This window comes from Methylobacterium sp. FW102-HT35C08 (assembly GCF_058790235.1).
Genome location: NZ_JBYTCL010000002.1, coordinates 320,323 through 344,713, shown reverse-complemented (window position 1 = coordinate 344,713; position 24,391 = coordinate 320,323). Strand labels below are relative to the sequence as shown.

The 24,391-nt window shown below is 68.8% G+C and carries 24 protein-coding genes; 14 read left to right on the top strand and 10 right to left on the bottom strand.

Annotated features, from left to right (window positions below; all coding sequences use genetic code 11):
• The first annotated feature begins 87 nt into the window (after window positions 1-87).
• Window positions 88-1,332: an acyl-CoA dehydrogenase family protein gene (locus AC3WSN_RS01770; protein ID WP_492535930.1), complete on the top strand. Its 1,245-nt coding sequence runs from the start codon at window positions 88-90 to the stop codon at window positions 1,330-1,332.
• A 109-nt stretch (window positions 1,333-1,441) separates the two neighbouring features.
• Window positions 1,442-3,307 carry a glycoside hydrolase family 15 protein gene (locus AC3WSN_RS01765; RefSeq protein WP_492535928.1) on the top strand — a complete coding sequence of 622 codons (1,866 nt, stop codon included), beginning with the start codon at window positions 1,442-1,444 and terminating at the stop codon, window positions 3,305-3,307.
• A gap of 39 nt (window positions 3,308-3,346) precedes the next feature.
• Here the strand turns inward: AC3WSN_RS01765 and AC3WSN_RS01760 are convergent, their stop codons facing one another.
• From AC3WSN_RS01760 to AC3WSN_RS01745, 4 genes are all read right to left on the bottom strand, one after another.
• Window positions 3,347-4,861 carry a DUF2336 domain-containing protein gene (locus AC3WSN_RS01760; protein WP_492535926.1) on the bottom strand — a complete coding sequence of 505 codons (1,515 nt, stop codon included), beginning with the start codon at window positions 4,859-4,861 and terminating at the stop codon, window positions 3,347-3,349.
• Window positions 4,858-5,943, bottom strand: a complete 1,086-nt coding sequence (locus AC3WSN_RS01755) for a lytic transglycosylase domain-containing protein (RefSeq protein WP_192707144.1) — start codon at window positions 5,941-5,943, stop codon at window positions 4,858-4,860. Before AC3WSN_RS01755 ends, AC3WSN_RS01760 begins: the two co-directional genes overlap by 4 nt.
• A 90-nt stretch (window positions 5,944-6,033) precedes the next feature.
• Complete coding sequence (locus AC3WSN_RS01750; RefSeq protein WP_192707143.1) at window positions 6,034-6,663, bottom strand: flavin reductase family protein; 630 nt, start codon at window positions 6,661-6,663, stop codon at window positions 6,034-6,036.
• An 11-nt stretch (window positions 6,664-6,674) separates the two neighbouring features.
• Entirely contained in the window at window positions 6,675-7,238 is a 564-nt protein-coding gene (locus tag AC3WSN_RS01745) for a nitroreductase family protein (RefSeq protein ID WP_492535924.1), read from the bottom strand.
• A 198-nt stretch (window positions 7,239-7,436) separates the two neighbouring features.
• Between AC3WSN_RS01745 and AC3WSN_RS01740 the strand changes: the two genes are divergently transcribed.
• A complete protein-coding gene (locus AC3WSN_RS01740; protein WP_492535922.1) occupies window positions 7,437-8,360 on the top strand; it encodes an RgsD C-terminal domain-containing protein in 924 nt (307 codons plus the stop codon).
• A 25-nt stretch (window positions 8,361-8,385) separates the two neighbouring features.
• Here the strand turns inward: AC3WSN_RS01740 and AC3WSN_RS01735 are convergent, their stop codons facing one another.
• Window positions 8,386-9,279: a DMT family transporter gene (locus AC3WSN_RS01735; protein WP_492535920.1), complete on the bottom strand. Its 894-nt coding sequence runs from the start codon at window positions 9,277-9,279 to the stop codon at window positions 8,386-8,388.
• 264 nt (window positions 9,280-9,543) lie between these two features.
• Between AC3WSN_RS01735 and AC3WSN_RS01730 the strand changes: the two genes are divergently transcribed.
• Window positions 9,544-9,942 (top strand): PRC-barrel domain-containing protein, encoded by a 399-nt coding sequence (locus AC3WSN_RS01730; RefSeq protein WP_492535918.1) that lies wholly within the window; start codon window positions 9,544-9,546, stop codon window positions 9,940-9,942.
• A gap of 93 nt (window positions 9,943-10,035) precedes the next feature.
• Here the strand turns inward: AC3WSN_RS01730 and AC3WSN_RS01725 are convergent, their stop codons facing one another.
• Window positions 10,036-10,284 (bottom strand): hypothetical protein, encoded by a 249-nt coding sequence (locus tag AC3WSN_RS01725; RefSeq protein WP_192707138.1) that lies wholly within the window; start codon window positions 10,282-10,284, stop codon window positions 10,036-10,038.
• Between the two features lie 280 nt (window positions 10,285-10,564).
• Between AC3WSN_RS01725 and AC3WSN_RS01720 the strand changes: the two genes are divergently transcribed.
• Window positions 10,565-11,059, top strand: coding sequence for an HD domain-containing protein (locus AC3WSN_RS01720; RefSeq protein WP_492535917.1), 495 nt, complete (start codon window positions 10,565-10,567; stop codon window positions 11,057-11,059).
• Between the two features lie 27 nt (window positions 11,060-11,086).
• Here the strand turns inward: AC3WSN_RS01720 and AC3WSN_RS01715 are convergent, their stop codons facing one another.
• Window positions 11,087-12,088 carry an alpha/beta hydrolase fold domain-containing protein gene (locus AC3WSN_RS01715; protein ID WP_492535915.1) on the bottom strand — a complete coding sequence of 334 codons (1,002 nt, stop codon included), beginning with the start codon at window positions 12,086-12,088 and terminating at the stop codon, window positions 11,087-11,089.
• 205 nt (window positions 12,089-12,293) lie between these two features.
• Here AC3WSN_RS01715 and AC3WSN_RS01710 point away from each other — a divergent pair, with 205 nt between their 5' ends.
• The 5 genes from AC3WSN_RS01710 (at window position 12,294) to AC3WSN_RS01690 (ending at window position 15,931) form a co-directional block, all read left to right on the top strand.
• A complete protein-coding gene (locus AC3WSN_RS01710) occupies window positions 12,294-12,860 on the top strand; it encodes a DoxX family protein (RefSeq protein WP_492535913.1) in 567 nt (188 codons plus the stop codon).
• Between the two features lie 236 nt (window positions 12,861-13,096).
• Window positions 13,097-13,324: a hypothetical protein gene (locus AC3WSN_RS01705; protein ID WP_492535911.1), complete on the top strand. Its 228-nt coding sequence runs from the start codon at window positions 13,097-13,099 to the stop codon at window positions 13,322-13,324.
• Window positions 13,325-13,961: 637 nt separating this feature from the next.
• Window positions 13,962-14,366 (top strand): DUF2231 domain-containing protein, encoded by a 405-nt coding sequence (locus tag AC3WSN_RS01700; RefSeq protein WP_492535909.1) that lies wholly within the window; start codon window positions 13,962-13,964, stop codon window positions 14,364-14,366.
• Window positions 14,363-15,703, top strand: coding sequence for a PQQ-dependent sugar dehydrogenase (locus AC3WSN_RS01695; RefSeq protein ID WP_492535907.1), 1,341 nt, complete (start codon window positions 14,363-14,365; stop codon window positions 15,701-15,703). The genes AC3WSN_RS01700 and AC3WSN_RS01695 overlap by 4 nt, the downstream gene beginning before the upstream one ends.
• Before the next feature lie 21 nt (window positions 15,704-15,724).
• Window positions 15,725-15,931: a ribosome modulation factor gene (locus AC3WSN_RS01690; protein WP_492535906.1), complete on the top strand. Its 207-nt coding sequence runs from the start codon at window positions 15,725-15,727 to the stop codon at window positions 15,929-15,931.
• Between the two features lie 21 nt (window positions 15,932-15,952).
• Here the strand turns inward: AC3WSN_RS01690 and AC3WSN_RS01685 are convergent, their stop codons facing one another.
• Complete coding sequence (locus tag AC3WSN_RS01685) at window positions 15,953-16,396, bottom strand: DMT family transporter (RefSeq protein ID WP_492535904.1); 444 nt, start codon at window positions 16,394-16,396, stop codon at window positions 15,953-15,955.
• 122 nt (window positions 16,397-16,518) lie between these two features.
• Between AC3WSN_RS01685 and AC3WSN_RS01680 the strand changes: the two genes are divergently transcribed.
• Both AC3WSN_RS01680 and AC3WSN_RS01675 read left to right on the top strand, forming a co-directional pair.
• The gene (locus tag AC3WSN_RS01680; protein WP_192707132.1) at window positions 16,519-16,770 is read left to right on the top strand and encodes a hypothetical protein; all 252 of its coding nucleotides are present in this window, start codon (window positions 16,519-16,521) and stop codon (window positions 16,768-16,770) included.
• A gap of 168 nt (window positions 16,771-16,938) precedes the next feature.
• Window positions 16,939-17,097, top strand: coding sequence for a hypothetical protein (locus tag AC3WSN_RS01675; protein WP_192707131.1), 159 nt, complete (start codon window positions 16,939-16,941; stop codon window positions 17,095-17,097).
• A gap of 367 nt (window positions 17,098-17,464) precedes the next feature.
• Here the strand turns inward: AC3WSN_RS01675 and AC3WSN_RS01670 are convergent, their stop codons facing one another.
• Both AC3WSN_RS01670 and AC3WSN_RS01665 read right to left on the bottom strand, forming a co-directional pair.
• Window positions 17,465-17,659: a hypothetical protein gene (locus AC3WSN_RS01670; protein WP_192707130.1), complete on the bottom strand. Its 195-nt coding sequence runs from the start codon at window positions 17,657-17,659 to the stop codon at window positions 17,465-17,467.
• Between the two features lie 297 nt (window positions 17,660-17,956).
• Complete coding sequence (locus AC3WSN_RS01665) at window positions 17,957-19,645, bottom strand: methyl-accepting chemotaxis protein (RefSeq protein WP_192707129.1); 1,689 nt, start codon at window positions 19,643-19,645, stop codon at window positions 17,957-17,959.
• A gap of 362 nt (window positions 19,646-20,007) precedes the next feature.
• Here AC3WSN_RS01665 and AC3WSN_RS01660 point away from each other — a divergent pair, with 362 nt between their 5' ends.
• Together AC3WSN_RS01660 and AC3WSN_RS01655 are read left to right on the top strand one after the other, a co-directional pair.
• Entirely contained in the window at window positions 20,008-21,093 is a 1,086-nt protein-coding gene (locus AC3WSN_RS01660) for an efflux RND transporter periplasmic adaptor subunit (RefSeq protein WP_492535902.1), read from the top strand.
• Window positions 21,090-24,203 (top strand): efflux RND transporter permease subunit, encoded by a 3,114-nt coding sequence (locus AC3WSN_RS01655; RefSeq protein ID WP_492535900.1) that lies wholly within the window; start codon window positions 21,090-21,092, stop codon window positions 24,201-24,203. The genes AC3WSN_RS01660 and AC3WSN_RS01655 overlap by 4 nt, the downstream gene beginning before the upstream one ends.
• Window positions 24,204-24,391: the final 188 nt, after the last annotated feature.

The following is a 24,391-nucleotide window of genomic DNA, read 5'->3' as shown; positions in this document are numbered from 1 at the left end:
TTCGAAGATGGTTGGCGGAACCAATTTGTAAGCGCGTGTTTCCCGCACGCATCCTGCATTGGGCTGCGACATGACGTGGGGGAACCGATGACCGAGAATGAGGCTCGGGGCGAACGGATCGCGCCGCATCCGCCGGAACTCGCCTCGCCGTGGCGGACCGACATCCGGATGGCGCTTGAGGACGAGGCCCGGACCTTCGCCCGCGACACGGTGCTCCCGCTGGCCGATGAGCTCGACCGGCAGAAGGGCGAGATGCCCCGGACGCTGATCGACGCCATGGCCGAGAAGGGCTGGTTCGGCATCACGATTCCGGAGCAGCAGGGCGGCCTGGGCCTCGGCGTGTTCGAGTACTGCCTTGTCTCGGAGGAGCTGGCGCGAGCCTGGCTCTCCGTCGGCAGCATCCTGGCGCGCGGCCAGGGGCTTGGGACGCAGACCCTCGACCCGGAGCGCCGCGCCGACCTGCTCCGGCGCTCTGCCCGCGGACAGTGGATCGGATCGATCTCCCTGTCGGAGCCCAATGCCGGCTCGGACCTCGCCGGCGTTCAAACCCGGGCGGTGCGCGACGGCGACAGCTGGCGCCTGACGGGGACGAAGCGCTGGGCCGGGTTCGCCAAGGGCGCGGACTTCGTCGAGGTCCTGGCTCGGACCCGCGACCCCGAGCCAGGAGAATCGCGCTCGGCCGGCCTGGAGCCGTTCCTAGTGATCAAGGAGCGCGACAGCTTTCCTCCCGGCATGACCGGCCGAGTCATCGACAAGATCGGCTATCACGGCTTCGAAACCTTCGAGCTGACCCTCGAGGATGTCCGCGTGCCCGAGAGCGACCGGCTCACCGGCCTCTACGGTGACCAGGGCGCCGACGCCGATTCCGGCGGGTTCGCGGCAGTCCAGCGCGGCCTCAACATCGCCCGGGTCCACACCGCGGCGCGCGCCGTAGGCGTGGCGCGGGCGGCCGTGGAAGACAGCCAAGCCTACCTTCAGGAACGCGTCCAGTTCGGGCATCCGATCGGCGACTTCCAGGCCCTGCGCTTCGCCCTGGCCGACATGGCCGCCGAGGTCGCGCAGGCTCGGGCCTTCTGGCACCAGGTCGCGCATCTCCTCGATCAGGGTGAGCCCGCCGAGAGCGAGTCGGCCATGGTGAAGCTGCTGGCCACCGAGATGGCGGTGCGCGTCACCAACCAGGCCATGCAGCTGCACGGCGGCAACGGCTACACCACCGAGCGCCGGGTCGAGCGCTACTGGCTTGATGCGCGGCTGACCACGATCTTCGAGGGCACGAGCGAGATTCAGCGGCGCATCATCAGCGACCGGATGCTGCCCCGGGCCAAGACCTGAGCCGTCGTGCGGCGAATCGTCGAGCGGGACTCCCCGCTTGGCGTCGCCCGGCTACGTCCCTGAGACGATCCCGCCCGCCGCGGCGGACGCAGCCCTCCCCGGAAGTCACGTGTCGAAGCCCATCAGCGACTACGCCCTCATCGGCGATACCCATTCCTGCGCCCTGATCGCCCGCGACGGTTCGATCGACTGGCTGTGCTGGCCGCGCCACGACTCGCCCGCCCTGTTCCTGAAGCTCCTCGACGACGAGAAGGGCGGCGCCTGCAGTCTGGCCTTCGACGGCCTCGGCGGGACCACACGGCGTTACGTGCCGGACACGAACATCCTGGAGACCACCTTCGAGACCGCCACGGGCCGAGCCCGCCTCGTGGACGTGATGCCGGTCAACCCGCCGAGCCCGGAACCGGACGAAGGTCCCGACGGCGAGGGCGAGAGCCGGCTGATCCGGCTGCTCACCTGCGAGACCGGGCAGGTGACCGGCCGCTTCCTCGTGCGGCCGACCTTCGACTACGCACGCCGGGCCTGCACGCCGATCGTCGAGGGCGCCTCCGTGCTCTTCGAGGCCGGAGACTGGCGGCTGCGGGTCAACGCCCATCCGCGGCCGGACCTCACAGGCGACGAGGCCGAGGTCCGTTTCACCCTGAGCGCGGGCGAGACCGCCTACCTGGTACTCACCCACGGCGAGGATCAGGAGGAGGCGTGCATCGACGACTTCGCCGGCGCACAGCGCCGCATGAAGTCGACCGTCGATTACTGGCACCGCTGGTGCGCCCGCAGCACCTATCGCGGTGCCTATCGCGACGCGGTGATGCGCTCCGCGCTGTGCCTCAAGCTGCTGACCTACTCGCCCTCGGGCGGGATCCTGGCGGCGGCCACCGCCGGCCTGCCGGAAGCCGTCCCGGGCAATCGCAACTACGATTACCGCTTCACCTGGATGCGCGACGCCTCCTTCACGGTCACGGCCTTCGTGATGCTGGGCTACGTGCGCGAGGCGGCCGAATTCCTGCGCTTCCTGCGCGAGCGGGACGGGACCTACGGGCGCGAGACCCGGCTGATGTACGGCATCGCCGACGGCATGCCGCCCGAGGAGGAGCTGACGCATCTCGCCGGCTGGAATGGCGTGCGGCCCGTGGTGATCGGCAACGTCGCGGAATTCCAGGACCAGCACGACATCTACGGTGAATTGCTGCGGGCGCTGTGCATCTTCCTGGAGGCGGTGGATTACGATCCGCCCGAGAAGGTCAACGACCGCCTGCCGAAGGTCCTCGACAATCTCACGGCGCGGGCGATCCGCCACCGGCACGAGGCGGATCACGGGATCTGGGAGCTTCGGACCGAGCGGCGCCAGCAGGTTCACACCAAGGCGATGATCTGGGTCGCGCTCACCGACGCAGCGCGCATCGGGCGCAACATCGCGGGCGTGCCCGAGGACAAGATCGCCGAGTGGGAGCGCGTCGCCGCGGAGGTCCGGGCGGAGTATCTCGAGAACGGCTGGAATGCCGAGAAGCAGGCCTATGTCGGCGCCTACGGCTCGCATCACCTCGACGCGGCGGTGCTGCGCGTCGCCCTGTTCGGTGCGCTGGATCCGAAGGATCCGCGCACGCGCTCGACCCTCGCGGCCGTCGAGCGGGAGCTGGGGGACGGCGACCTGATCTATCGCTACCGCATGGATGACGGCCTCGACGGCGACGAGGGCACCTTCACGGCCTGCGCCTTCTGGCGCGTGGGCTGCCTTGCCCTCGACGGCCGCACCGCCGAGGCCAAGGCCGCGTTCGAGCGGCTGATTGCGCGCGGCAACGATGTCGGGCTGTTCGCAGAGGAGATCGATCCGGAAACCGGCGAGCAGCGCGGAAACACTCCGCAGGGCTTCTCCCACATGGCCCTGATCAACGCCGCCCTGCGGCTGGAGAGCAGCATCGAGCGCTACGGGCTCGCCGATCCGGCGGAGGCGGAAGAGCGCAGAGCGGCCGAGTAGGGACCTGCTCGGCGTCCGATCCGGTCGGCCGCTGCCTGTTCAGGCGGCGATCTTCACCACGCTGTCGGGCTCGGCGGCCTCCGCCGCCGGTGCGGCGGAGTCCTGGCTGGCGCGGAAGTGATCGAGCAGGCTCTCGCCGAGCCCGTCGAGCACCGCATCGGTGGCCGCCTGCGCCTCCGGATCCAGCTCCGGCTCGTCGGTCTTGTACCAAGCCAGGATCTGGTCCGGCAGAGCCTCGAGGATCGCTCCGACCGGATTCTGGGGTTCAGCGACCGCTGCAGTGGCCACGATCTCCGCGGCTGGGATGATCTCCGCCTCGTCCGCTGAAGGCGCGAATTCGGTCCGGCGCTGGCTGTCCAGGGCGGCGCGCCACGCGGCGTCGGCCGCCTGGGCATCGCGACGGGCGTTCTCCCGCGCGAGCGCCTCCGCGGCGATGGTTCGCGCGACCTCGCGGGCCTCGTCGCGGGCGGCCTCAGCCTCATACCGATTCAACAGCGCGCGGACCGGATGCATGTCCGGCCCGGGCAGGTCGTCGCAAGCGCTGATCGCGCATTCGATGATCTGCCGCGACAGGCCGGCACCGCGGATTGCGGCCGGGCGGCGACTGACCGCCTGCCAAGCCGAGACCGCCGCCTGCATCGCCGGCAGGAGTGCGTCGTGCAGGCCGGCCCGCGCGTGAAGGTCGGCGAAGCTGCGCGGATCGCGCATGGCCCGGGCGACCCCAGCATGATCCTGGCCGGACAGGTCGGAAAGCGCCGCCAGGGCGAAGTCGATCCGACCGGACAGGACGGCGCGCAGGATCAGCCCGGCCGTGAGCTGATGGGTGGTGCGCAGATGGGCGACGAGCCGGGCCACGGCGGCCGCTCCCGCGCCTCCGCAGGCCTCGAGCGCAACGCGCTCGCCAGCCTCGCGGCTCAAGCGGTCGCAGCGCTCGGCTCCGAGCCAGCCGCGGTGTGTGACGAAGTCGGACAGGGCGTCCGCCACCGCGAGGCCGATCGCGTGGCGGACCTCCGGCGGCAGGTCGGCCCGGGTCAGCAGAGCCTCGCGCAGGGCGGCCTCGTCGCCGTGCCGCTCCAGCATGCGCAGCATCCGGCCGGCGGTGATCTTGGCCGTGGGATTACGCGCGAGAACCACGAGGATGTTCGGTTCACCGATTTCCGCGAGCGCCCCCGAGACGGCGTGCGTCAGGTGGTGGCGGGCCGCGATCACCGCGCGCGTCGTCTCGTCGCCGAGGGCCGCGGCATCCACGAGATCCGCATCGGTCAGCACCGGCGAGCGCGCCAGCACGAGCCGCGCGACCTCGGGCACGTCGCAGGACAGCGCGACCACCAGCGGGCGCGGCGTCCGCGCGGAGGCGGCACAGGTCTCGGCCAGGGCGCGACGGACCACCGGCGACGGATCGTCCAGAATCGTCAGCAGCGCGGTCTTGGCTTCCCACGCCTCGTCGGCCGTGAGGTTGCCGTAGAGATAGGTCCGCGCCAGGACCGCCGCGGCTTCGGCGCGGTGGTTGGCCGAGCCGTTCTGGGTCCGGGTCAGGAACTCGCGGATGATCATGGACCGCTCCGGGGGGCGAACAGGCTGGTCCTGCCGCCGGTCATGGCATTGCTCGCGGCGAACTCCGCCGGGCGGCGGGGCGGCAGCGGCGGATTGGTGAGCGCGGTCCCGGGCGGCGTCGCCGCGATCGCGGGAAGCGCGCCCGTCACGTCGGGATCGGGAGCGGTGACCCGCGCAGGCGCGTCCGAGTCGGAGCGCGGGAAGTAGGTCGGCTCGGCGTGCGCGGTGGGCTGCGCGCTGTTGCGCGCCTGCCAGAGCCGCGCGGCGGCGTCCGACACGGCCCCGCGCTGATCGGTCTGGAACAGGCTGCGCAGGTCGGAGCTTCCGCCGAACGCCGTGGCGGCGCTGGCATAGGCCGAGACGGCCTGCGTGGCCGGGGCGCTGTCCTGGCGCAGCGCGGTGATATCAGTGGCCGCCGCACCCTGGGCGGCCGCCGAGAGGCTGGCGTAGAGTTCCGCCGCGCTGCGCGGTCGTCCCGCGCGGTCGTAGAACAGCGCGCGGTTGGCGGCCGCCGCGTCCGGAAGATCGAGGGCGGCGGCGCGCTCAGGAAACGCGCGGGCGGTCGAGATCAGGGCCGCCGCTCCTTTGGCGCCCAGGACGTGCGCCGCGTAGAGGTCACCCGCGGTCGGCTCCCGGCCGAGGGCGCCCGAGAGCGCTTCGGCATTCTGCTGCGTCAGGGCGCCGGCAAGCGTTGCGGAGACCTTCGGATCGCGGCGCAGATCGAGGATGGCCTGCCGCTGGCCCGCATCCGTGACCGTATAGGTGCCGTCGGCCTGGCGCGTGATGGCGTCGGCCTGCGCCTGGAGGCCGAGCCGCGGCCCGGCATTCTTCATCACGCCGAGCCAGGTCTGCTCGATGAACTGGAACAGCCCGGTGGCCGAGGATGTCCCGGCCTTCGCGGTGGGATCGAGGGACGATTCCCGCCTTGCCGTGGCGAGGAGGTAGTCGAACCCGACGCCGCTCGCCGTCGCGCCGTCGCGGATCGCCTGGACGACCGGTCCGGATGCGGCCGAGCCTGACGGCGCCCGCGCCTGGGGAGGCGGGCTTTCCGGAGGGCTGGACGGCGTGGTGAACAGGAACATCCGGGCGCGCACGGGGGCTGAAGACAGCCTGAACCTGCGCTCCGTATGGTAAATAAGTCCTCAATCCGGCTTGACGGACAGGTTCTCCTTTCAGGACCCGGCGAACTCGCCCGCGCCTTTCGGCCGGCGCATCTGGAACCGCGTATCCGCGGTCGCGTGGAAGTAGTCGAAATAGCCGCCGCGCATGATCGGATGCATGGCCGCGGTATCGACCATGCCGTCCTTCACGTAGCGCTCGTCGACATAGATCGACACGACTTGGCCGATGACGAGAAAGTTGTCCGCCTCCCCGCCCCCGAGCGGGACCAGTGGCACGGTCTGGAGCCATCGGCATTCCAGCGCCGCCGGCGAGGCCGCCACCCGGGGCGGACGCACCTTCTGCGAGGGCGCGGTCTCGAGGTTGGCGAAGGCGAATTCGCTCTGGCCGCGCGGCAGCGGCGCGGAGGAATCGTTCATCCCGTCGCGCAGGTCCCAGGTCGCGAGGCTGCAGACGAATTCGGCGCCGTCCTCGGCGAAGGTCATCGCGTCCTTGCGGCCCGAGGACGAGAACGCGACCATGTTGTCGGCCACGGCGTTGAAGAACGAGTACGGCGCGAGGTTGAGCTGGCCGGCGCGATCCATGGCGCTGATCCAGCCGATCGGCCGCGGTGCCACGATGGCCTTGAGCGGATTGTGTGGCAGCGCGCGCGCGTCGCGCGGGACCTCGAGATCGTAGTGCACGGCCAAGCCCCTCAGAAATACGTGACGATGTCGGCGAGCGCCGGTCGCGGACGATCGGACGGCACGTCGCGGGCCCGACCGATATGCACGAACCCGGCGAGCTTCTCGGTCGGCGACAAGCCCAGCGCGTCGAGCACGCGACGGTCGTAGGCGAACCACTCCGTCAACCAGGAGGTGGCGAAGCCGGCGGCGTTTGCGGCGATGACCAGGTTCATGGTGGCGGCCCCCGCGGAGAGGACCTGTTCCCATTCGGGGATCTTCACGTGCGGTCCCGCCCGCGACACGACGGCGATCGCCAGGGGCGCGTGCGTCAGGCGGCTGCGCTCCTGTGCGAGCCGCTCGGGCGCCGCCTCCGGATTGTCCGCCGCGTAGGTCTGGGCGATGATCTCGCCGAGCCGCTCACGGGCCTCGCCGGCGATCACGATGAAGCGCCAGGGCGCCAGCTTGCCGTGGTCCGGCACCCGCGAGGCCGCTGTCAGGATCGTCTCCAGCTGCGCGCTGTCCGGACCCGGGCCGTCCAGCAGCGGCGGCGGCACGGAGCGGCGGGTCTTCAGGAGGTCGAGGGTGGCGGTCATGCGCTCCGTCCCGGTATCGGGTCCCGATCGGGATGTGGCATGCGCGAGCCGCCGGTGGAAGAGCGGCCTTGCCGTCGCCATGGTCCGGATGCAGAGGCATTATCAGATGATCCGCCGACCAAGCCTCGGGGCTTTTGTGCGGATCTGCGGTGCGGCCCGGCGGCCGAGCCACGGAAAAGGTCGAAGAGGGTCCGAGCGATGTGCGTGAGGCTTGCCGCGATGGCGTTGGCCATGCTCGTCACGCTGCCCCTGATCGTTCCCGCGGCCGCGCAGCAGGACCTATTCCAGGATCGCCTCGGCGGGCCCCTGCCCTCGCCTTCGATCACGACCCCGAACCTACCACCTGCCCTTCCGTCCGCCGAGCCGGACGCGCAGCTCTCGCTGTCCGCGCTCCTGTCGGGCCCCGGGACCCCGCTTCGGCAGGGGCTCGCGTGGCGCGTCTATGAGGATCGCGGCGACGGCACCAAGCCGTCGATCGTCGCCCGCTCGGCCGAGGCGGAGCCGCATTTTACCCTCGCCCCCGGCACCTACGTGGCGACCGTGACCTACGGCTTCGCCAGCGCCTCGAAGCGCATCGTGATGGGAGGCCAACCCACCACCGAGACGCTGCGCGTCGCGGCCGGCGCGCTGAAGCTGTCGGGCGCCGTCGGTGACCAGAAAATCCCGCCGGCGCAGGTCCTGTTCTCGGTCTTCGTGCCGGTGGGGACGAATTCGGAGGGCCGCCTCGTGCGCTCCGGAATCAAGACCGGCGAGCTGCTCCGCCTGCCCGAGGGCACCTATCACGTGGTGTCCACCTACGGGGAGTCGAACGCGATCCAGCGCGCGGATCTTCGGGTCGAGAACGGCAAGGTGACGGAGGCGACCCTGAACCACCGGGCCGCCACCGTGACCCTCAAGCTCGTGGCCGCAGCCGGCGCGGAGGCGTTCGCCGGAACCGCCTTCTCGGTCCTGACGCCCGGCGGCGACACGATCCGCGAGGCCATCGGTGCCTTCCCGCAGGTCACGCTGGCCGAGGGCGACTACGTGTTGATCGCCCGCCACGACGGGCAGGTCTACACGCGCGAGTTCAAGGTCGAGAGCGGTCTCGACCGCGACATCGAGGTCGTGGCCAAGTCCGGTTGAGGGCGCCAGACGGCCGGCCGACGCCTCAGGCCAGGCGCCGCGCCAGCGCGACGCAGGCCGCGACCGCGATCGCGGCGCCGATCATCGCGGGCTCGATCCGCTCTCCGAGCACGAGGGCCGCGATGCCGAGCCCGAGGAAAGGCTGGAGCAGCTGGAGCTGACCGATGGTCGCGATGCCCCCCCGCGCCAAGGCCCGGTACCAGAACACGAAACCGATGAGCATGCTGAACAGCGCCACGTAGGCGAGGCCGGCCCAAGCCGGCATCGGGATCGCGGCCGGGTCGGCCGGGCTCAGGGCCAGCGCCAGGGGCAGGCTCAACGGCAGCGACAGCACTGTCGCCCAGGCGATCACCTGCCAGCCGCCGAGGCGGCGCGCCAGGACCCCGCCTTCCGCATAGCCGAGGCCGCAGACCAGGACCGCGGCAAGCATGAGGCTGTCGCCGGGGCCCGGCGGGCCGTTGAGCCCGCGCGCCGCGAAGCCCACCGTGATCAGCGCGCCGACCAGCGACAGAAGCCAGAAGGCCAAAGACGGACGCTCGCCCGAACGGAGGGCGCCGAAGAGCGCGGTGGCGAGCGGCAGCAGGCCGACGAAGACCGTTCCGTGCGCGGCGCCGACTGTCCGCAAGGCCAGCGCGGTCAGCAGCGGAAAGCCGACCACCACACCGCAGGCTACGATGACGAGCGACGGGACATCACGGCGGCTCGGCCGCTTCTGCTGGAAGGCGAGCAGGGCACTCGCTCCGGCAAGCCCCGCCAGAGCCGCCCGCGCTGCACTGAGAAACAGCGCGTCCATGCCGGTCAAGGCGAGGCGCGTGGCCACGAGCGATGCGCTGAAGATGGAGACGCCGATCAGGCCGTCGATCCATGCGCCCGGACTGCTCGCCGCGGACGAAGTCGCGCCCGAACTCTCGGCCACCATCGCTCTCCCGCCTCCAAACCTGCGAGCGACATGCCCCGGCTCGCGCGCGCCAGCCAGGGACGATGGCGCGGCGTGCGGCCGATCTGTCCAGGCTTTCGATCAATACGGTCGTCGGATCTGGAATGGGATCACGAACCGATTTGCCGCTGCCCATCAGGCGTGCAAAGGTTCCATGTTCCGGGCATTAACATTTCGGGTAGCAACCGGAACGATCGCACAGGCTCCCGGCTTTCCAGCCACCCATTCCGGGAACTGGAGATCGCCATGCGCCGCCTCGTCCTCGCTACCCTTGCTGTCGCCGCCCTGGCCGGACCGGCCCTTTCCGCCAACGAGGCGCCCCCGACAGTCGCGCCGAAGTTCGAGACCGTCCCGCAGGATGCCGTGCTGAGCTACAACCTGATCGGGCTCACCGTCACGGACGCGCAGAACAACACCGTCGGTGAGATCAAGGACCTCGTGATCGATCACGAGAAGCTCACCGGCTACATCGTCTCGGTCGGCGGCTTCCTCGGAATGGGCGAGCGTTATGTGGCGGTCTCGCCTGCCTCGATCGCACTCGGCTACGACGCCGATGCCAAAAAGTGGAAGGCCATCATCGGGGCCAGCAAGGACCAGCTGAAGTCCGCCCCCGAGTTCAAGTACGACGGCAAGTTCAAGCGCTGATCCGCGGACACGCTAATCCAGAGCCGGGAGCGGATCGACGCTGCGCCCGGCCGCTGCCTGGACGCCGTCAGGGCGCCGCGGCAGCCAGACCGGTCACGCTTGGACTTGTGCCTCCAGCGCCGCCCGCGTCATACGGGCGACGATGGCTTCCCGCTTGGCTTGCCGCATGATGATCCGGGCGGCCGCTCGCGCGTTCGCGGCGCGGAGTTCGGCCTGCGGGCCACCCTCGCGCAGCGCCCGCGACGCGAGGGCGCGGAACCACTTCACGTTGGCCAGCGCGGCGGCCCGACGGCTGATCGGCCCACCGACATCGAGCGGCTTCTCTACTGTAACGGACGCCATTGGCCTAATCCTGGACTGCGATTCGCCGCTTGTCCGTACTTAGGACAAGAGATGGCGATGTTTTGCGACTTGGGCAATAGTGACACCGATAATAAGTTCTGACGGATCGCCATGACCCGGCATCCTCGAAATGCGGTATGCCGCCGGTCGCCGAGTGACAGAAGGCACCGCATCCGCAGGTGCCCGTAACCTTACGGGAACGCCGGCCTGCAGAGATGACTTTTCTCCTCCGGAAACCGAAGCGACGCCGGAATTACTGGCGCATCCCGTGGAGGGGAGCGTGCCGACGATCTTCGATGCTCATACCTTTGCCCTGACCGCGCATGCGGGCCAGCTCGACAAGGGCGGCGAACCCTGCATGCGACACCTCGAACGCGTCGCGAACGCCGCCCTCGCCCGTGCCGGCCACGCCCGCTTGGTCGACGGACTGGAGATCGACCCGATGCGAGTGATGCAGGCCGCGCTGCTGCATGATGTGCTGGAGGACACGCCACGCACGCCCGCCGACCTGCGGGCCGCGGGATTCGGCTCGGATGTGATCCGGACCGTGCTGATCCTCACCAAGCCGCAGGCCCGTATCGCCTATTCCGAGCGGATCGCCAGCCTGATCGAGGCCGGCGATCTCGCGGCGCTCCTGGTGAAGATGTCGGATACCGAGGACAACCTTTGCCCGTCCCGCATCCCGCCGAATGCCACCTTCCTGCGCGAGCGCTACGCAACCGCCTTCGCGCGCCTCAAGGAGGCTGCGACGGCGGCGGGCTATACGGGACGCTAACCGAGCGGCAGTGCCGCCGGCAGCCGGTCAGGCCCGATCCTGCGATAGGCAGTCGCGGATGAAGAGGCCGGCCTGGTCGAGGGCGCGGGCCGCTTCCGGGATCGGCGCGGCGACGAAGACGTGGCACAGGTCTTTATAGCTGTGCAGCGCAACGGACGTCTCCGCACGCGCCAGACGTTCGTGCAACCGCGTAGCGTCCGGATGAAGGAGATCGCGCGTCCCCGTGAAGATCGCCACCGGCGGCAGGTCGTCGAGCGGACCGTAGAGCGGGCTGACCTGCGGATCGTTCAGCGGCGTACCGGCGGCCCACAGACGCCCCGCCGCCCGGCAGCCCGCCACTGCGAGCATCGGATCATGGGGTTCGATGGCGAGAACGCGCGGATCCGAGAAGGTCAGGTCCAGCGCGGGCGAGAACAGCAGCAGCCCCGCCGGCAGGGCGCCGCCCCGTGCCCTCAACCGTTGGGCCATTCCCACCGACAGGCAACCGCCCGCGGAATCACCCGCGATGATCAGGCGATCACGTCTTGTGATGAGATGCGAGTCGAGCAGCCGATCGAGAAAGGCATACGTTTCGCGCCACGTGCTCTCGGGAGCGAGCGGGTAGCGCGGCACGACGACTCGCGCGCCGGTGCGGTCGATGACAGCCTCGACGATCCACCAATGCGGTGCGAGCACGTCGAAAACCCAGGCGCCGCCATGCAAGTACAGGATCGTGGCATCAGACCCGCCGACGCGTGGCCGCACCTGGAAGACCTCCACGCCATCGACCATGAACGTGTCGATGGCGAACTTGCGGTGCAGGCGAGCCGAGGGACGTGCCGGCTCCACGCGCCGGTGAAGCGCGATCTGACGGCGCAAGTCGCGACCGCCGCCTGCCCTGCGCTTCATGCCGCTTAACGGCAACACGACATCGTTGATCAGCCGGGCTTGGACACTGATGCCGGAGGTGCGCGACCAGGCAAATAGTCCAACGGCGACAATCCCGGTCGCCACAGCCGCCCAGGCCGCTCGTTCCGCATTCTTCGCCACGCCACCCGTCCTGCTCCGCGGAACTCGAGCGGTTCAATGGAGACGGTCCGCAGGCGTTCCAGGTCCGTCTCGACGAATCGTGCGGCGATCGCGCGGCCCGCAGCCGGCGAATGAAACCATCCTGCCGGACCGGGCGAACCATGAGGACCCAGGGCGCCCAAGCGCGTGTGCCGTGTCGCGCCTCTGGCAACCGGAGACGCTCAAGATGGTCACGGACGGATGGATCGGCCGCGCTTGGCAGGATTCGGGCAGTCACCGGCCCGCGCTCGCGCGATGGGCGCCGCTGCCGATCCGCCTGATCGTCGGATACGGCTTCCTCGAGCATGGGCTTGCCAAGGCGGCCCGGGGATTGGACGCTTTCCCATCGATCCTGCACGCCATGGGCGTCCCGCTCCCGTACCTGATGGGTGTCCTGACGATTGCCGTGGAGATCGTTGGTGGTTTCTGTGTGCTGATCGGTGCGCTCGTGCCTCTGGCCAGTTTGCCGATGGCGGCCGTGCTTCTCACGGCGATGTTCACGGTCCACTGGCAGTTCGGCTTCAGCTCAATCAAGCTGCAGGCGATCACCCCCGCCGGAGCGCAGTTCGGACCGCCCGGCTTCGAGACCGATCTTCTCTACCTTGCCGGATTGGCATCACTGGTCCTCGGCGGATCCGGGCCCCTATCGGCAGGCCGAGGCCTGACGCGCGCGCTGGGGCGGTCGCCGTCCGATCCTGCCGCCCGAGCAGCGCGTGACGAACGCCCCGACATCCCGTCGATGCGACAGAACTGAAGTCGTCGCGTTCGTCGACCTAGTTCGGCGGGGCGGCTCCCGGTCAGGAACCCTGTAGTGGACCGTCCGGTTGGCCTAGGACGCGTCCGACGCGATGGCGCCAGGGCCTGCCCATGGAGGTCTGGACGATGTCCTTACCGCGTAGCCGGGCCTGGACCCTGCCACCTGCGTTGCAGGCTTCGAGAGGCCGGGACTGCGCAGAGGCGGGCGCGCGATCACGCAGCAGCAGGATCCCAATGAGCACATCGAAGAAGACTCCGGCGGCGGACCGTCATCACGGCGGCCCGGGCAGCAGCCATCAGGACGCCTCGAAGCCGCAAGCCGAGGAGCATCGCGGGCCGGCCCCCGGCTCTCCTACCAGCGACTCGAAATCCCACGTTTCCGGCGGGGGCGGCGAGCGGGACAGCCATCACACGCACAGCACGCACGGCCGTGCATCGGACCGAACCGACCGGTCCCACTGAGCCCGGCCCAAGGGTACGGCGGAGATCTGCCAGAGCGACCTTGCGCGCCTCGGTGCGGCGTGAGTGGTCGGCAGATCGCGCGCACCGGTGATCTCCGCGTCGGCCGTTCAGGCCGTTCCGGCGCGATTCTGAGACAGCCCCGGTATTGTGAGAAGACGCCGTGTCGACCACCGCGGAGGCGTTGTAGCGCCACATGATTGCGTCGGGTCCGCGGAAGCGTCTGCGAGCGCGCCGGTCCTCAGGCGGCCCACCGTGGCAGGCTGCTCCAGACAGTCGGGGCGGTGACGCTTCATATCCAACATTGGGTGTTCTCCGCGGGCCTCGGTGCAAGGTCAACCGCGGCCGAACTCGCGGGATCCTAGATGTTCAGTGCGTCGCATCGCCGACGCAAGCGTGGCGGTCAGGCGCCGGCCGCCAGTAGCCCGAAGTCCCGAGCCAACGGGTTCGATCCGGACCAGTCGCGGCGTGCCCAGCTGCGCCGGAAGGGACCGGCCGAACCGCCATCGACAGCCGGGAACATTAGCCCGACCGGACGGTAGATCATCTGCCCGCGACGCCTTCGCGTATCGAGGAATTCAGCTTGGTCGAGACACATCCGCGATCGACGGCCCGGATCGGGCATCATCCGATCCACGCCATGCTGGTTCCCATCCCGGTCGTGTGCTTCGTCGGGACGTTGGTGACCGACATCGCCTATTGGTACACGGCCAACATGCAATGGGCGAACTTCTCCGCCTGGCTCCTGAGTGTCGGATTGATCGTGTCCGGTCTGGCGGTCGTTGCGGGGTTGATCGACTTCTTCGGAGATCGCGGCATTCGCAGGCTTCGTCCCGCCTGGATCCATGCCGGCGGCAATGCAGTCGCGCTCGTGCTCAGCATCATCAACATCTTCGTGCACAGCCGCGACGCCTACACGTCCGTGGTGCCGACCGGATTGATCCTCTCGGCGCTCGTCGTGCTCATCCTCTTGGTGACCGGCTGGAACGGCGCGGCCCTGGTCCATCGCTACGGCGTCGGCGTCCAGTCGGGAGAGCGGGCATGACGCGCCTTCAACGGGTGCTCGCCGCGAGCGTGCTTCTGCCCCTCTCCGCCTGCGGCCCCGACCCGATCGACCCGCAAACGCAGATCGGACCGAATCCGCCGCTTCCGGAGCTCCACCAGTACCTGCTGCCGCCGATGCACGTCTCCAGCGCGGTCGGCTGGAAGGACGGCGAGAAGCCGCAGGTCGCGGCTGGCCTGCAGGTCAAGGCGCTGGCTACGGGTCTCAAGAATCCGCGCTCCATTCTCGTCCTTCCGAACGGTGACATCCTGGTGGCGGAAAGCGGCGGCCCAACCCCGCCCGTCAACCGCCCCAAGGAGATCATCATGGGGTGGCTTGAGCGGAAATCCCATTCCGCGGAGACGCCCGGGCAGCGGATCACGCTCCTGCGAGACGCCGACGGCGACGGTGTTGCGGAGCAGCGCTCCGTGCTCCTCGATAAGCAGAACTCACCCTTCGGCATGGCCTTGGTGGGCAATGATCTGTACGTCGCTGACACCGATGCCGTGATGCGCTACCCCTACAAGGAGGGCGAGACGCAGATCACCGAGTCGGGCGTCAAGCTCACCGAGCTGCCGGCGGGGCACATCAACCATCACTGGACAAAGAGCCTGACGGCAAGCCCGGACGGGAGCAAGCTCTATGCCGGCGTCGGCTCGAACAGCAACGTCTCGGAGAATGGGCTCGACGAGGAGAAGGACCGGGCGGCGATCTGGGAGATCGACCGGGCGACCGGCGCACACCGGCTCTACGCGACCGGCCTGCGCAACCCGAACGGTCTGACCTTCGAGCCGCAGACGAAGACGCTGTGGTGCGTCGTCAACGAGCGGGACGAGCTGGGGCCCGATCTCGTGCCGGACTATATGACTTCGGTGAAAGATGGCGGCTTCTACGGCTGGCCCTACAGCTATTGGGGTAGCCACGTGGATCCCCGCGTGATGCCACAGCGCCCGGAACTGGTCTCTGCTGCGATCATGCCCGACTATTCGTTGAGCTCGCACGTGGCCCCGCTCGGGATGACCTTCTATTCCGGGACCGGTCTGCCGCAGACCTATCAGGGCGGCGCCTTCGTGGGCGAGCACGGTAGCTGGAATCGGGATCCGCTGAACGGATACAAGGTGGTCTACATCCCGTTCGAGAACGGAAAGCCGGCCGGCAAGGCCCAGGATGTGGTCACCGGCTTCGTCAACGCGGACCGGCAAGCCCGCGGTCGGCCGGTTGGCCTCGCCGTCGACACGCATGGCGGCCTGCTGATCGCGGACGATGCGGGGGGCATCGTCTGGCGCGTCACAGGTGCCCAGTCCCAATCACAGGCCGGGCAAAATCCGGTCATCCGCTGACGCCTCGGGCAGGATTCCACCGTGCCGCTCTCGTCCCGCTCACCGACCGCGATCAGCGACGAGGGCCGCCACGCCCGGGACCGCGGCGATCCGATCACCGCAAATCCCTATCCCGCCGGATCGGAGGCGCACCGGACCTGGGAGCGCGGCTATCGCATGCCGGACGCACAGGCCCAGGATCCGCCGACGAAGCCCGATGAAGCGCCACAGCCGGACTCATCGTCTTAGAACGATCGGACCGCGCAGCTGTCAGGTGAGTGAGATGAGGGCGACGCCGCCGATCATCAGCACGCCGCCGAGCATACGCCAGGGGCCTGCCGTGTGCTGCACGAAGCCGAGCCAGCCGAAATGGTCGAGGACCAGGGAGGCGACGATCGCGGCTGTGACGGTCAGGCCTGTGAAGATCGCTGCGCCGAGCTTGTCGGCCAGCAGGATCATCGCCAGGACGTAGCTGCCGCCCATCGCGCCGCCGAGCCAGGCCCACCAGGGGACAGCCGCGATGCGCGACCCGCCCGGCCAGTCGAGCCCGAGGAAGGGTGCGGCGAGGAGGTAGATCAAGGCGTTCGTGAACGCCACGATCAAGGCCGCTAGGATCGGCTGATCGAGTGCCTTGTTGAGGCTCGCATTCGCGCCGGTCTGGACGGTGTTGAGGATGCCGGCCGCAATCGCGGCCAGGGCTATAAGGATCAGCATGCGAGAAGCGTGTCTCTGTCGTCCGGGTCTCGCATCAGGAACAGCCGTCCTGAATCGGTGTTCCCAGGAAGACCGACTGCGACGCTTCTCGATCAGCGGTCGGCAATACAGGGAGACACGCCATGAAGTTCATTGTGCTTGCCGTCGTCGGCCTCAGCGTTGCCGCCGCGCCCGCCCTGGCAGCCGAAAGCGGAGGCACGAGCCGATCCGGCACAGCCAACAGCACGGGCCCGAACGATGCCGGCTCCGGGTCGACGCCCGGCGCCAACGGCAGCGGCCCGTCGAGCGGCTCGCTGAGCCGCTCCGGGACCACGAACAGCACGGGTGCGAACGATGCCGGTTCCGGCTCGAAGCCGGGCGCCGGAAGCCGCTGACGCGACGAACGACCGTCTTCAGGCTCCGGTGAGCCGGGAGACGCTCCGCTCGACCCAGGCCGGGCGGAGCGCGGTCAGCGGAATGCTGGGCCAAACGCTCTGGATCCGTAACCTTTCGGACGCGTGGCAGTGTGTCCTCGCGTCGAATCTGACCGCCACGGAGGTGTCATGCCCATCAAGCGATATGTGGTCGTCCTCGCACTTCTGTGTCTCGGCGTTTCGGCGTGCGACGACAAGCAGGCCCAGAACAACGCGCCGACCAAGCCTGACTCGACCAAGATGGAGCCGCAGACCGATCAATCCGCTCCGAGCCCGCAAAAGCGCTGACCGCTCCGGCATCGGTCTTCGGCGAGGCGTCAGACATAGCCGTAGGCCGAGCCTGAGGATCGGGGCGGCCCATTGCGGTGCCCCTGTGTCCGATCAGAAACCGATTTCTGTCGAGCGCGCATCTTCTATCGTCAGACGAAGTGCATCGGCAGCGCGCGATCCAAGACCTCGACATAGGTGCCGGCGAGCACCGCGACGGTTGCCGCGGCGACAGCGGCGGCCAGGGTCAGGCGAGCGAGAGCGGTCATGGGAAGTCTCCTTCGGTTCCGCGATTGTCTTCGCGGCATGACCCCGATGTAAGCTCAAGCTTTGCGGGCCGGCGTGCTCCGGCACACCGAGTCGTCGGTGTCTTGAGCGTGTGCACGGATCATCGGCTCCGCAGCAACCGCGCGGCGACAATTCCGAGGCTCAGGCTGAAACCGAGACAGGCGACGGCAGGTCCGATGCGGTCGCCCGAGACAGATGCGTACCCCGAGACGAGCAGCAGGATTTCGCGCAGGCCGATCAGGCCGCAGGCTGCCGAGCCGAGTCCGGCGAGAAACGCCAAAGCCTTGAGCAACACCGTATCCGAACGCGTGCGGGACGAAGCGGGCGCCACTGTGCCTTTCTACTTCGAAAGGACCAGAGGTCGAATACAGGCCGGTTAAGCGGCGATGAGGCGGCTGACTAAAATAAACCTTGAAACTGCAGGTGGTTATGGATCCGAGTACGCGACGATCCTGCCTCGCGCCACCTGGGTCTTGAGCGTGACCAAAAGCTGGGGCTCGAAGCTGAGCCCGACCGCCGCGCAATCGGGCTCAGTTCACGGATGACGTCTTCGACCCGTTGGAATAGGCCGGGTGCGCTTTCGATCAGGGTCTCAGGCGGCGCGGACGGTGCCGAGGAAACGCCCGACCTCGGCGGCGAGGTGCTCGGACTGGCGCGACAGCTCGGAGGCCGCGCCGAGCACCTGGCTCGCCGCCGCCCCGGTCTCCTCCGCCGCGCCCGCCACGCCCGCGATGGTCCCGGTCACCGCGCCGGTGCCGGCCGCCGCCTGCGTGACGTTGCGCACGATCTCCTGCGTGGCCGCGCCCTGCTCCTCCACCGCCGCCGCGATGCCCGCCGCCACCCCGTTGATCTCCCGGATCCGGCCCGTGATCGCCCCGATCGCCCCTACCGCCTGACCCGTCACCCCCTGGATGCGCGCGATCTGCCCCGAGATCTCGCCGGTCGCCCGCGCGGTCTGCTCGGCCAGCGCCTTCACCTCGGAGGCCACCACCGCGAAGCCGCGTCCGGCCGCACCCGCGCGGGCTGCCTCGATCGTGGCGTTGAGCGCCAGCAGGTTGGTCTGGCCGGCGATCGAGGCGATCAGCCCGACCACGTCGCCGATCTTGGCCACGGCGGTGTTCAGCTCCTGCACCAGCGCGCCGGTCTGGTCGGCTTCCGCCGCCGCGACCCGGGCGAGTTCCGACGAGCCCTGCACCTGCCGGCCGATCTCCTGCACGGAGGAGCCGAGTTCCTCGGCCGCCGCCGCGACCGTGTTGACGTTGCTGGCGGCCTCTTCCGCGGCGGCCGCGACCGTGCCGGACTGGGCCGAGGTCTGGCCGGCGAGCGCCGACATCGCACCCGCCGTGGCCTGCAGCTCGGTGGCCGAGGCCGAGACCTGGCCGACGATGCCGCCGACCGCAGCCTCGAACCGGTCGGCCATCTCGCGCATCCCGGCCTTGCGCTGCTCCTCCGCAGCCAGTCGCGCCTGCGCGGTCTCCGCCTCCAGGGACTTCATCTGGATGAGACCGTCTTTGAACACCTGGACGGCGGTCGCGATCGTCCCGATCTCGGTCTTCGCGCCCCGATGCGGGATCTCCGCCGACAGGTCTCCGGCGATCAGGGCCTGCATCGGCCGCACGACCGAGGCGATGCCGCGGGTGACCCCGAGGACAATCACCACGCCTGAAAGGATCGAGAGGCCGAGGGCGAGGACGATCGCCACAAGGCTGACCGTCCAAGTCTCCTGGTAGACGGCCTTGCTCTGCGCCTGCGCGTCCTTGGCGCCTTCGTTGTTGATCGCGATCAGCTTCTCCAGCGCCTTGGACGCGGCGCGACGCGGGATCAGGCCCTTCGTCTCGTAGAGCTGGTAAGCCTCAGCCTTGTGGCCGCCGCGCGAGAGATCAACGACGTCGTTGCGAACGGATTTGAACATCTCGGATTCACGCGCGAACGTCTCGTAATGAGTCCGCTCGTCGGCGGAGCTCATCATCGTCCGGTAGGACGCGATCTTGTCGGACAGCTTCTTGTCGAAGCTTTCCATGTCCTTCTCGATGCTCGCCAGAAGTGTCGCGTCGGTGGCTTGTGTGTGCCGCAACAGGAGGCCACTGCTGCGGGCCGTGAGGGTGTCGATCTCACCCAGGATGCGGATGCTCGGCAGCCAATTTTCTTCGATCTGGAGAGACTGCTCGCGCAGCTTGTACGTACTGACCAGCCCAAGCACCCCGAGGCCGACCGCGAAGACGGTCAGGATCGAGAAGGCGATCACCAGCTTGGTGCGGATGGAGACAGCTTGTAGCGACACGACGCCCTCTAAGCAGCCGAATAAAAGCATTCCGTGGCCGCTTGGGTCACAAGTACGGGGGATCATTTAACAACCGATAAGCAATGCTGCCGATCGCCCCGGTGCGCTGAACGGCCGACGGCTCGCCCGCGGACTGGATCTCCGAGCTGTGTCTGGGCTGAACCGCGCCGGGCCCTGCTGCCAATTGGAACGGGTCGCCGGCTGAGGTTCTGTCCGCGGGGCGGCGTCGGCACCCTGAGCACCGCCCCCAGCCACTCTGCGAATCTTCAGTCCGCGCCGCGCAAGCCGTTGACGGCGCCGGCCTAGGCCAATAGATGATAGTCATAATTTTTAAGACCGCTCGGCAGAGACGGAGTACGTTAATGGACGCGAGATGGGTGATCGGGCTCGCCGGCTTGGCCCTGGCGGCATGCTCGCCGGCCGAGACCGCTGTCCCGCCGGAGCCACCGCTGGTTCAGACCATCGCGGTCGCGCCTGCGGAAGGGGTCGTCGCGCGCTACACCGGCGTCGTCCGGGCCCGGACCGAGAGCAACCTCGGGTTCCGCGTCGGCGGCAAGATCTTCGAGCGCTTCGTGGATCCGGGCGACCACGTGCGTCTCGGGCAGCCGCTGATGCGCCTCGATCGGACCGACTTCACCCTGGCGCTCAACGCAGCCCGCGCCTCGGTCGCGGCGGCCCGCGCGCAGATGATCAAGGCCAAAGCCGACGAGGAGCGCAGCCGGAAGCTCGTCGGCGACGGCTGGACGTCGAAGCAGACCTACGACCAGAACAAGGCCGCGGCGGATGCGGCCATTGCCCAATTTGCCAACGCCGAGGCGCAGGCGAGCCAGATCGCCAACCAAGCGGGCTACTCGGAGCTCCAGGCCGATGCCGACGGCGTGGTGATGGAGGTGCCGAGCGAGCCCGGCCAAGTCGTTGCCGCCGGTCAGACGGTCGTCAAGCTCGCCCGTGACGGCGCCCGCGAGGCGGAGGTGTTCCTGCCCGAAGGGAGCCGCGGCCTGGCGCAGGGTACGGCATCGGCAACGCTCTACGCCGAGGGCGAGACGACCTATCCGGCCAAGCTCCGGGAACTGTCGGCCACGGCAGACCCGGCGACCCGCACCTACCGGGCCCGCTACATTCTCCTCGGCGGCGGCGAGAGCGCGCCGCTCGGGGCAACCGTCACCCTCCGGCTGAAGCCGGCTCAGGCAGCGCCGACGACGTCGGTGTCGATCCCCCTCGGCGCCCTGTTCGACCAGGGCGGCGGCTCGGCCGTGTGGCGCTACGACGCCGAGACGCAAACCATCGCGGCGCAGCCGGTCGCCGTCGCGCGCCTCTCGGCGGAGAGCGCGGAGGTCGTTTCAGGTCTGAACCCGGGCGACCAGATCGTCGCGCTCGGCGCCCATTTGCTCAAGGCCGGACAGAAGGTCCGGCAGGCGGCCGTGCGCATCATCGGAGTCGATCGATGAGCGTCTCCGGCTTCAACCTTTCGGCCCTGGCGGTTCGTGAACGCGCCGTCACGCTGTTCCTCCTCCTCGCGGTCACCGCGGCCGGGTTCTTCGCCTTCGAAAAGCTCGGCCGGGCGGAGGACCCGACCTTCACGGTCAAGACGATGGCGGTCTCGGCCGCCTGGCCCGGAGCGACCACCGCCGAGATGCAGCGGCAGGTCGCCGATCCGCTGGAGAAGCGCCTGCAGGAACTTGTCTACTACGACCGCGTCGAGACGACGGTTCGTCCGGGCCTGCTGCTGATGAAGCTGTTCTTCAAGGACAGCATGCCGCCGGCGAAGCTCCCGTCGGAGTTCTACCAGGCGCGCAAGAAGCTGTCCGACCAGGCCTCCAGCCTGCCGCGCGGCGTGTTGGGGCCGCTGTTCAACGACGAGTTCTCCGACGTCTATTTCGCGCTCTACGCGCTCCAGGCGCAAGGGTTGCCGCACCGGCACCTCGTGCTCCGCGCGGAGGACCTGCGCCAGCGGCTGCTGCGCGTGTCGGGCGTCGAGAAAATCAACATCCTCGGTGAGCAGGCGCAGAAGATCTTCGTCGAGATCTCCTATCAGCGCTTGGCCACGCTCGGCATCACCGGACAGCAACTGCTGGCCGCGCTGGCGAACCAGAACGACGTAACGCCGGCCGGCTTCATCGAGACAGACGGACCGCGCGTGTACCTGCGCCTCGACGGCGCCATCGACGGTCTCGACGCGATCCGCAACCTGCCGGTGGCAGCCGGCGACCGCAGCCTCAAGCTCGGCGACATCGCCGAGGTCAAGCGCGGCTACGAGGATCCGAAAGCCTTCGCGATCCGCAACGACGGCGAGCCGGCCCTGATGCTGGGTGTCGTCATGAAGCCGGGCTTCAATGGCCTCAGCCTGGGCGAGGCGCTGAACGCCGAGGAGGTCGCGATCCATCACGAACTCCCGACCGGGATCAGCTTCATCAAGATCACCGATCAGGCGAAGGTGATCGCGGATGCCATCCACGAGTTCATGGTGAAGTTCTTCACCGCGCTCTCGGTCGTGATCTTCGTCAGCCTCGTGGCTTTGGGCTTTCGGGTCGGGATCGTGGTGGCGCTGGCGGTGCCGCTGACCCTCTCGGCCGTGTTCGTGGTGATGATGGTCACCGGCCGCGACTTCGACCGTATCTCGCTCGGCGCCCTGATCATCTCACTCGGCCTCCTCGTCGACGACGCCATCATCGCCATCGAGATGATGGTGGTGCGTATGGAGGAAGGCGCCGACCGCATCTCTGCGGCGACCTACGCGTGGAGCGCCACCGCCGCGCCGATGCTGACCGGCACGATCGTCACGATCGCGGGCTTCCTGCCGGTCGGCTTCGCCGCCTCCACGGCCGGCGAATATGCCGGCAACATCTTCTGGGTGGTGGCCTTCTCGCTGATCGTCTCGTGGATCGTGGCCGTGACCTTCACGCCATATCTTGGCGTCAAGCTCCTGCCGGACATCAAACGCGTCAAGGGCGGCCACGAGGCGATCTACGCGACGAAGAACTATCAACGTCTCCGCGGAATCGTGCGGATGTCGGTCGATCACAAGTGGATTGCGGCCGGCATCACCGTGGCGTTGTTTGCCGCGGCCGCGGTCGGCATGGGCAAGGTTGAGAAGCAGTTCTTCCCGAATTCCGAGCGGTCCGAACTGATCGTCGAGGTGACGCTGCCGACGGGGTCGGCATTCGCCGCCGCCGAGGCCAGCGTCCGGAAGGTGGAGGCGGCCGTCCGGAGCTTGCCCGAGGCGCGCGAGATCACGAGCTACATCGGCCAGGGGATGCCGCGCTTCGTACTCTCCTTCGATCCCGAACTGCCCGATCCCGCCTTTGCGCAGATCGTCGTCCAGACCGCCGACGCCCAGGCCCGCGACGTGCTGCGAGGGAAGATGCGCCAGCTCGTCGATGAGGGGCGCTTTCCCGAGGCGCGGGTGCGCGTGCTGCAGATCGTGTTCGGGCCGCCGGTCCGCTTCCCCGTGGCCTTCCGGGTGGTCGGGTCCGACCTTGACGTCATCCGCGGCATCGCCGCCGAGGTGCGCGACGTCATGATGGCCAATCCCAACATGCGCCTCGTCCACCTCGATTGGGGCGACCGGACGCCGAGTCTGCACCTCGCCCTCGACCAGGAGCGTCTGCGCCTGATCGGCCTGACGCCGAAGGAGGCCGGCCAGCAATTGCAGAGCTACCTCAACGGCACGCCGGCGACGCAGGTCCGCGAGAATCTGCGCGCCGTGGACGTGCTCCTGCGCAGCCCCGGCCCCGAACGCCGCTCCCTCGGCGACATCGGCGATCTCACGCTCGCCACGAAGGACGGGCGGCAGGTCCCGCTGTCCCAGGTTGCGCACCTGGAGAGCCGCAACGAGGATGCCGTCCTCAAGCGCTACAATCGCGAGACCTACATCCGCGTGCAGGGCGACGTGATCGACGGCAAGCAGCCGCCGGACATCCACGCGCAGATCGTCCCCGAACTCGCCGCGATCAAGGCGAAGCTGCCGCCGGGTTACCGCATCGACACGGCCGGTTCGGTGGAGGAGAGCGAGAAGGCGATGAAAGCGCTGGTGACGGTCTTCCCGCTGATGCTGATCGTGACCCTGACGGTCATCATGCTGCAGGTCCGCGCGTTCACCACAATGTTCATGGTGTTCGCGACTGCGCCGCTCGGCCTCGTCGGCGCCGTCCCGACGCTGCTCGCCTTCCACCAGCCCTTCGGCTTCAACGCGATCCTCGGACTGATCGCGCTGTCAGGCATCCTGATGCGCAACACCCTGATCCTCGTGGATCAGATCCACCACGACCGCGCGGCGGGGTTGTCGGATTACGAGGCCATCGTCGAGTCGACGGTGCGGCGGGCCCGTCCTGTGATCCTGACGGCCGCGGCCGCGATGCTGGCGTTCGTCCCGCTCACCCACTCGGTGTTCTGGGGCGCGCTGGCCTACGTGCTGATCGGCGGCGTCGGCGTCGGGACGCTTCTGACCCTACTGTTCCTGCCCGCGCTCTACGCCCTCTGGTTCCGGGTGGCGCGCAAACCGCGCGGGAAGGACGCTCCGGCCGGGCCGGAGACGATGCCGCATCGGGCCGGAGCCTGAGAGCCGCCGCAGATGGGTTCACGTCGCGATTTCGCGGCGTTCCAAGATCGCGCGCTCACCGGTGAGCGCGCGGTACGGCGACCGGCCTGCGCTTCGCCCCCTCGCGCAGGCCGGCCTGTCGCCGTCGCGGGATCGCTTCCGCCTAGAGCTGATCGGATGCTCCTTTTTTAGATGACAGCGCGCATCTA

Bases quoted from the DNA above. Each gene is read 5' to 3' on its own strand.
- AC3WSN_RS01770 (WP_492535930.1), top strand. From the start codon at position 88: ATGACCGAGAATGAGGCTCGGGGCGAACGGATCGCGCCGCATCCGCCG.
- AC3WSN_RS01760 (WP_492535926.1), bottom strand. From the start codon at position 4,861: ATGATCATCCGCGAGTTCCTGACCCGGACCCAGAACGGCTCGGCCAAC.
- AC3WSN_RS01755 (WP_192707144.1), bottom strand. From the start codon at position 5,943: ATGTTCCTGTTCACCACGCCGTCCAGCCCTCCGGAAAGCCCGCCTCCC.
- AC3WSN_RS01745 (WP_492535924.1), bottom strand. From the start codon at position 7,238: ATGACCGCCACCCTCGACCTCCTGAAGACCCGCCGCTCCGTGCCGCCG.
- AC3WSN_RS01740 (WP_492535922.1), top strand. From the start codon at position 7,437: ATGTGCGTGAGGCTTGCCGCGATGGCGTTGGCCATGCTCGTCACGCTG.
- AC3WSN_RS01735 (WP_492535920.1), bottom strand. From the start codon at position 9,279: ATGGTGGCCGAGAGTTCGGGCGCGACTTCGTCCGCGGCGAGCAGTCCG.
- AC3WSN_RS01730 (WP_492535918.1), top strand. From the start codon at position 9,544: ATGCGCCGCCTCGTCCTCGCTACCCTTGCTGTCGCCGCCCTGGCCGGA.
- AC3WSN_RS01725 (WP_192707138.1), bottom strand. From the start codon at position 10,284: ATGGCGTCCGTTACAGTAGAGAAGCCGCTCGATGTCGGTGGGCCGATC.
- AC3WSN_RS01710 (WP_492535913.1), top strand. From the start codon at position 12,294: ATGGTCACGGACGGATGGATCGGCCGCGCTTGGCAGGATTCGGGCAGT.
- AC3WSN_RS01705 (WP_492535911.1), top strand. From the start codon at position 13,097: ATGAGCACATCGAAGAAGACTCCGGCGGCGGACCGTCATCACGGCGGC.
- AC3WSN_RS01700 (WP_492535909.1), top strand. From the start codon at position 13,962: ATGCTGGTTCCCATCCCGGTCGTGTGCTTCGTCGGGACGTTGGTGACC.
- AC3WSN_RS01695 (WP_492535907.1), top strand. From the start codon at position 14,363: ATGACGCGCCTTCAACGGGTGCTCGCCGCGAGCGTGCTTCTGCCCCTC.
- AC3WSN_RS01685 (WP_492535904.1), bottom strand. From the start codon at position 16,396: ATGCTGATCCTTATAGCCCTGGCCGCGATTGCGGCCGGCATCCTCAAC.
- AC3WSN_RS01680 (WP_192707132.1), top strand. From the start codon at position 16,519: ATGAAGTTCATTGTGCTTGCCGTCGTCGGCCTCAGCGTTGCCGCCGCG.
- AC3WSN_RS01675 (WP_192707131.1), top strand. From the start codon at position 16,939: ATGCCCATCAAGCGATATGTGGTCGTCCTCGCACTTCTGTGTCTCGGC.
- AC3WSN_RS01660 (WP_492535902.1), top strand. From the start codon at position 20,008: ATGGACGCGAGATGGGTGATCGGGCTCGCCGGCTTGGCCCTGGCGGCA.
- AC3WSN_RS01655 (WP_492535900.1), top strand. From the start codon at position 21,090: ATGAGCGTCTCCGGCTTCAACCTTTCGGCCCTGGCGGTTCGTGAACGC.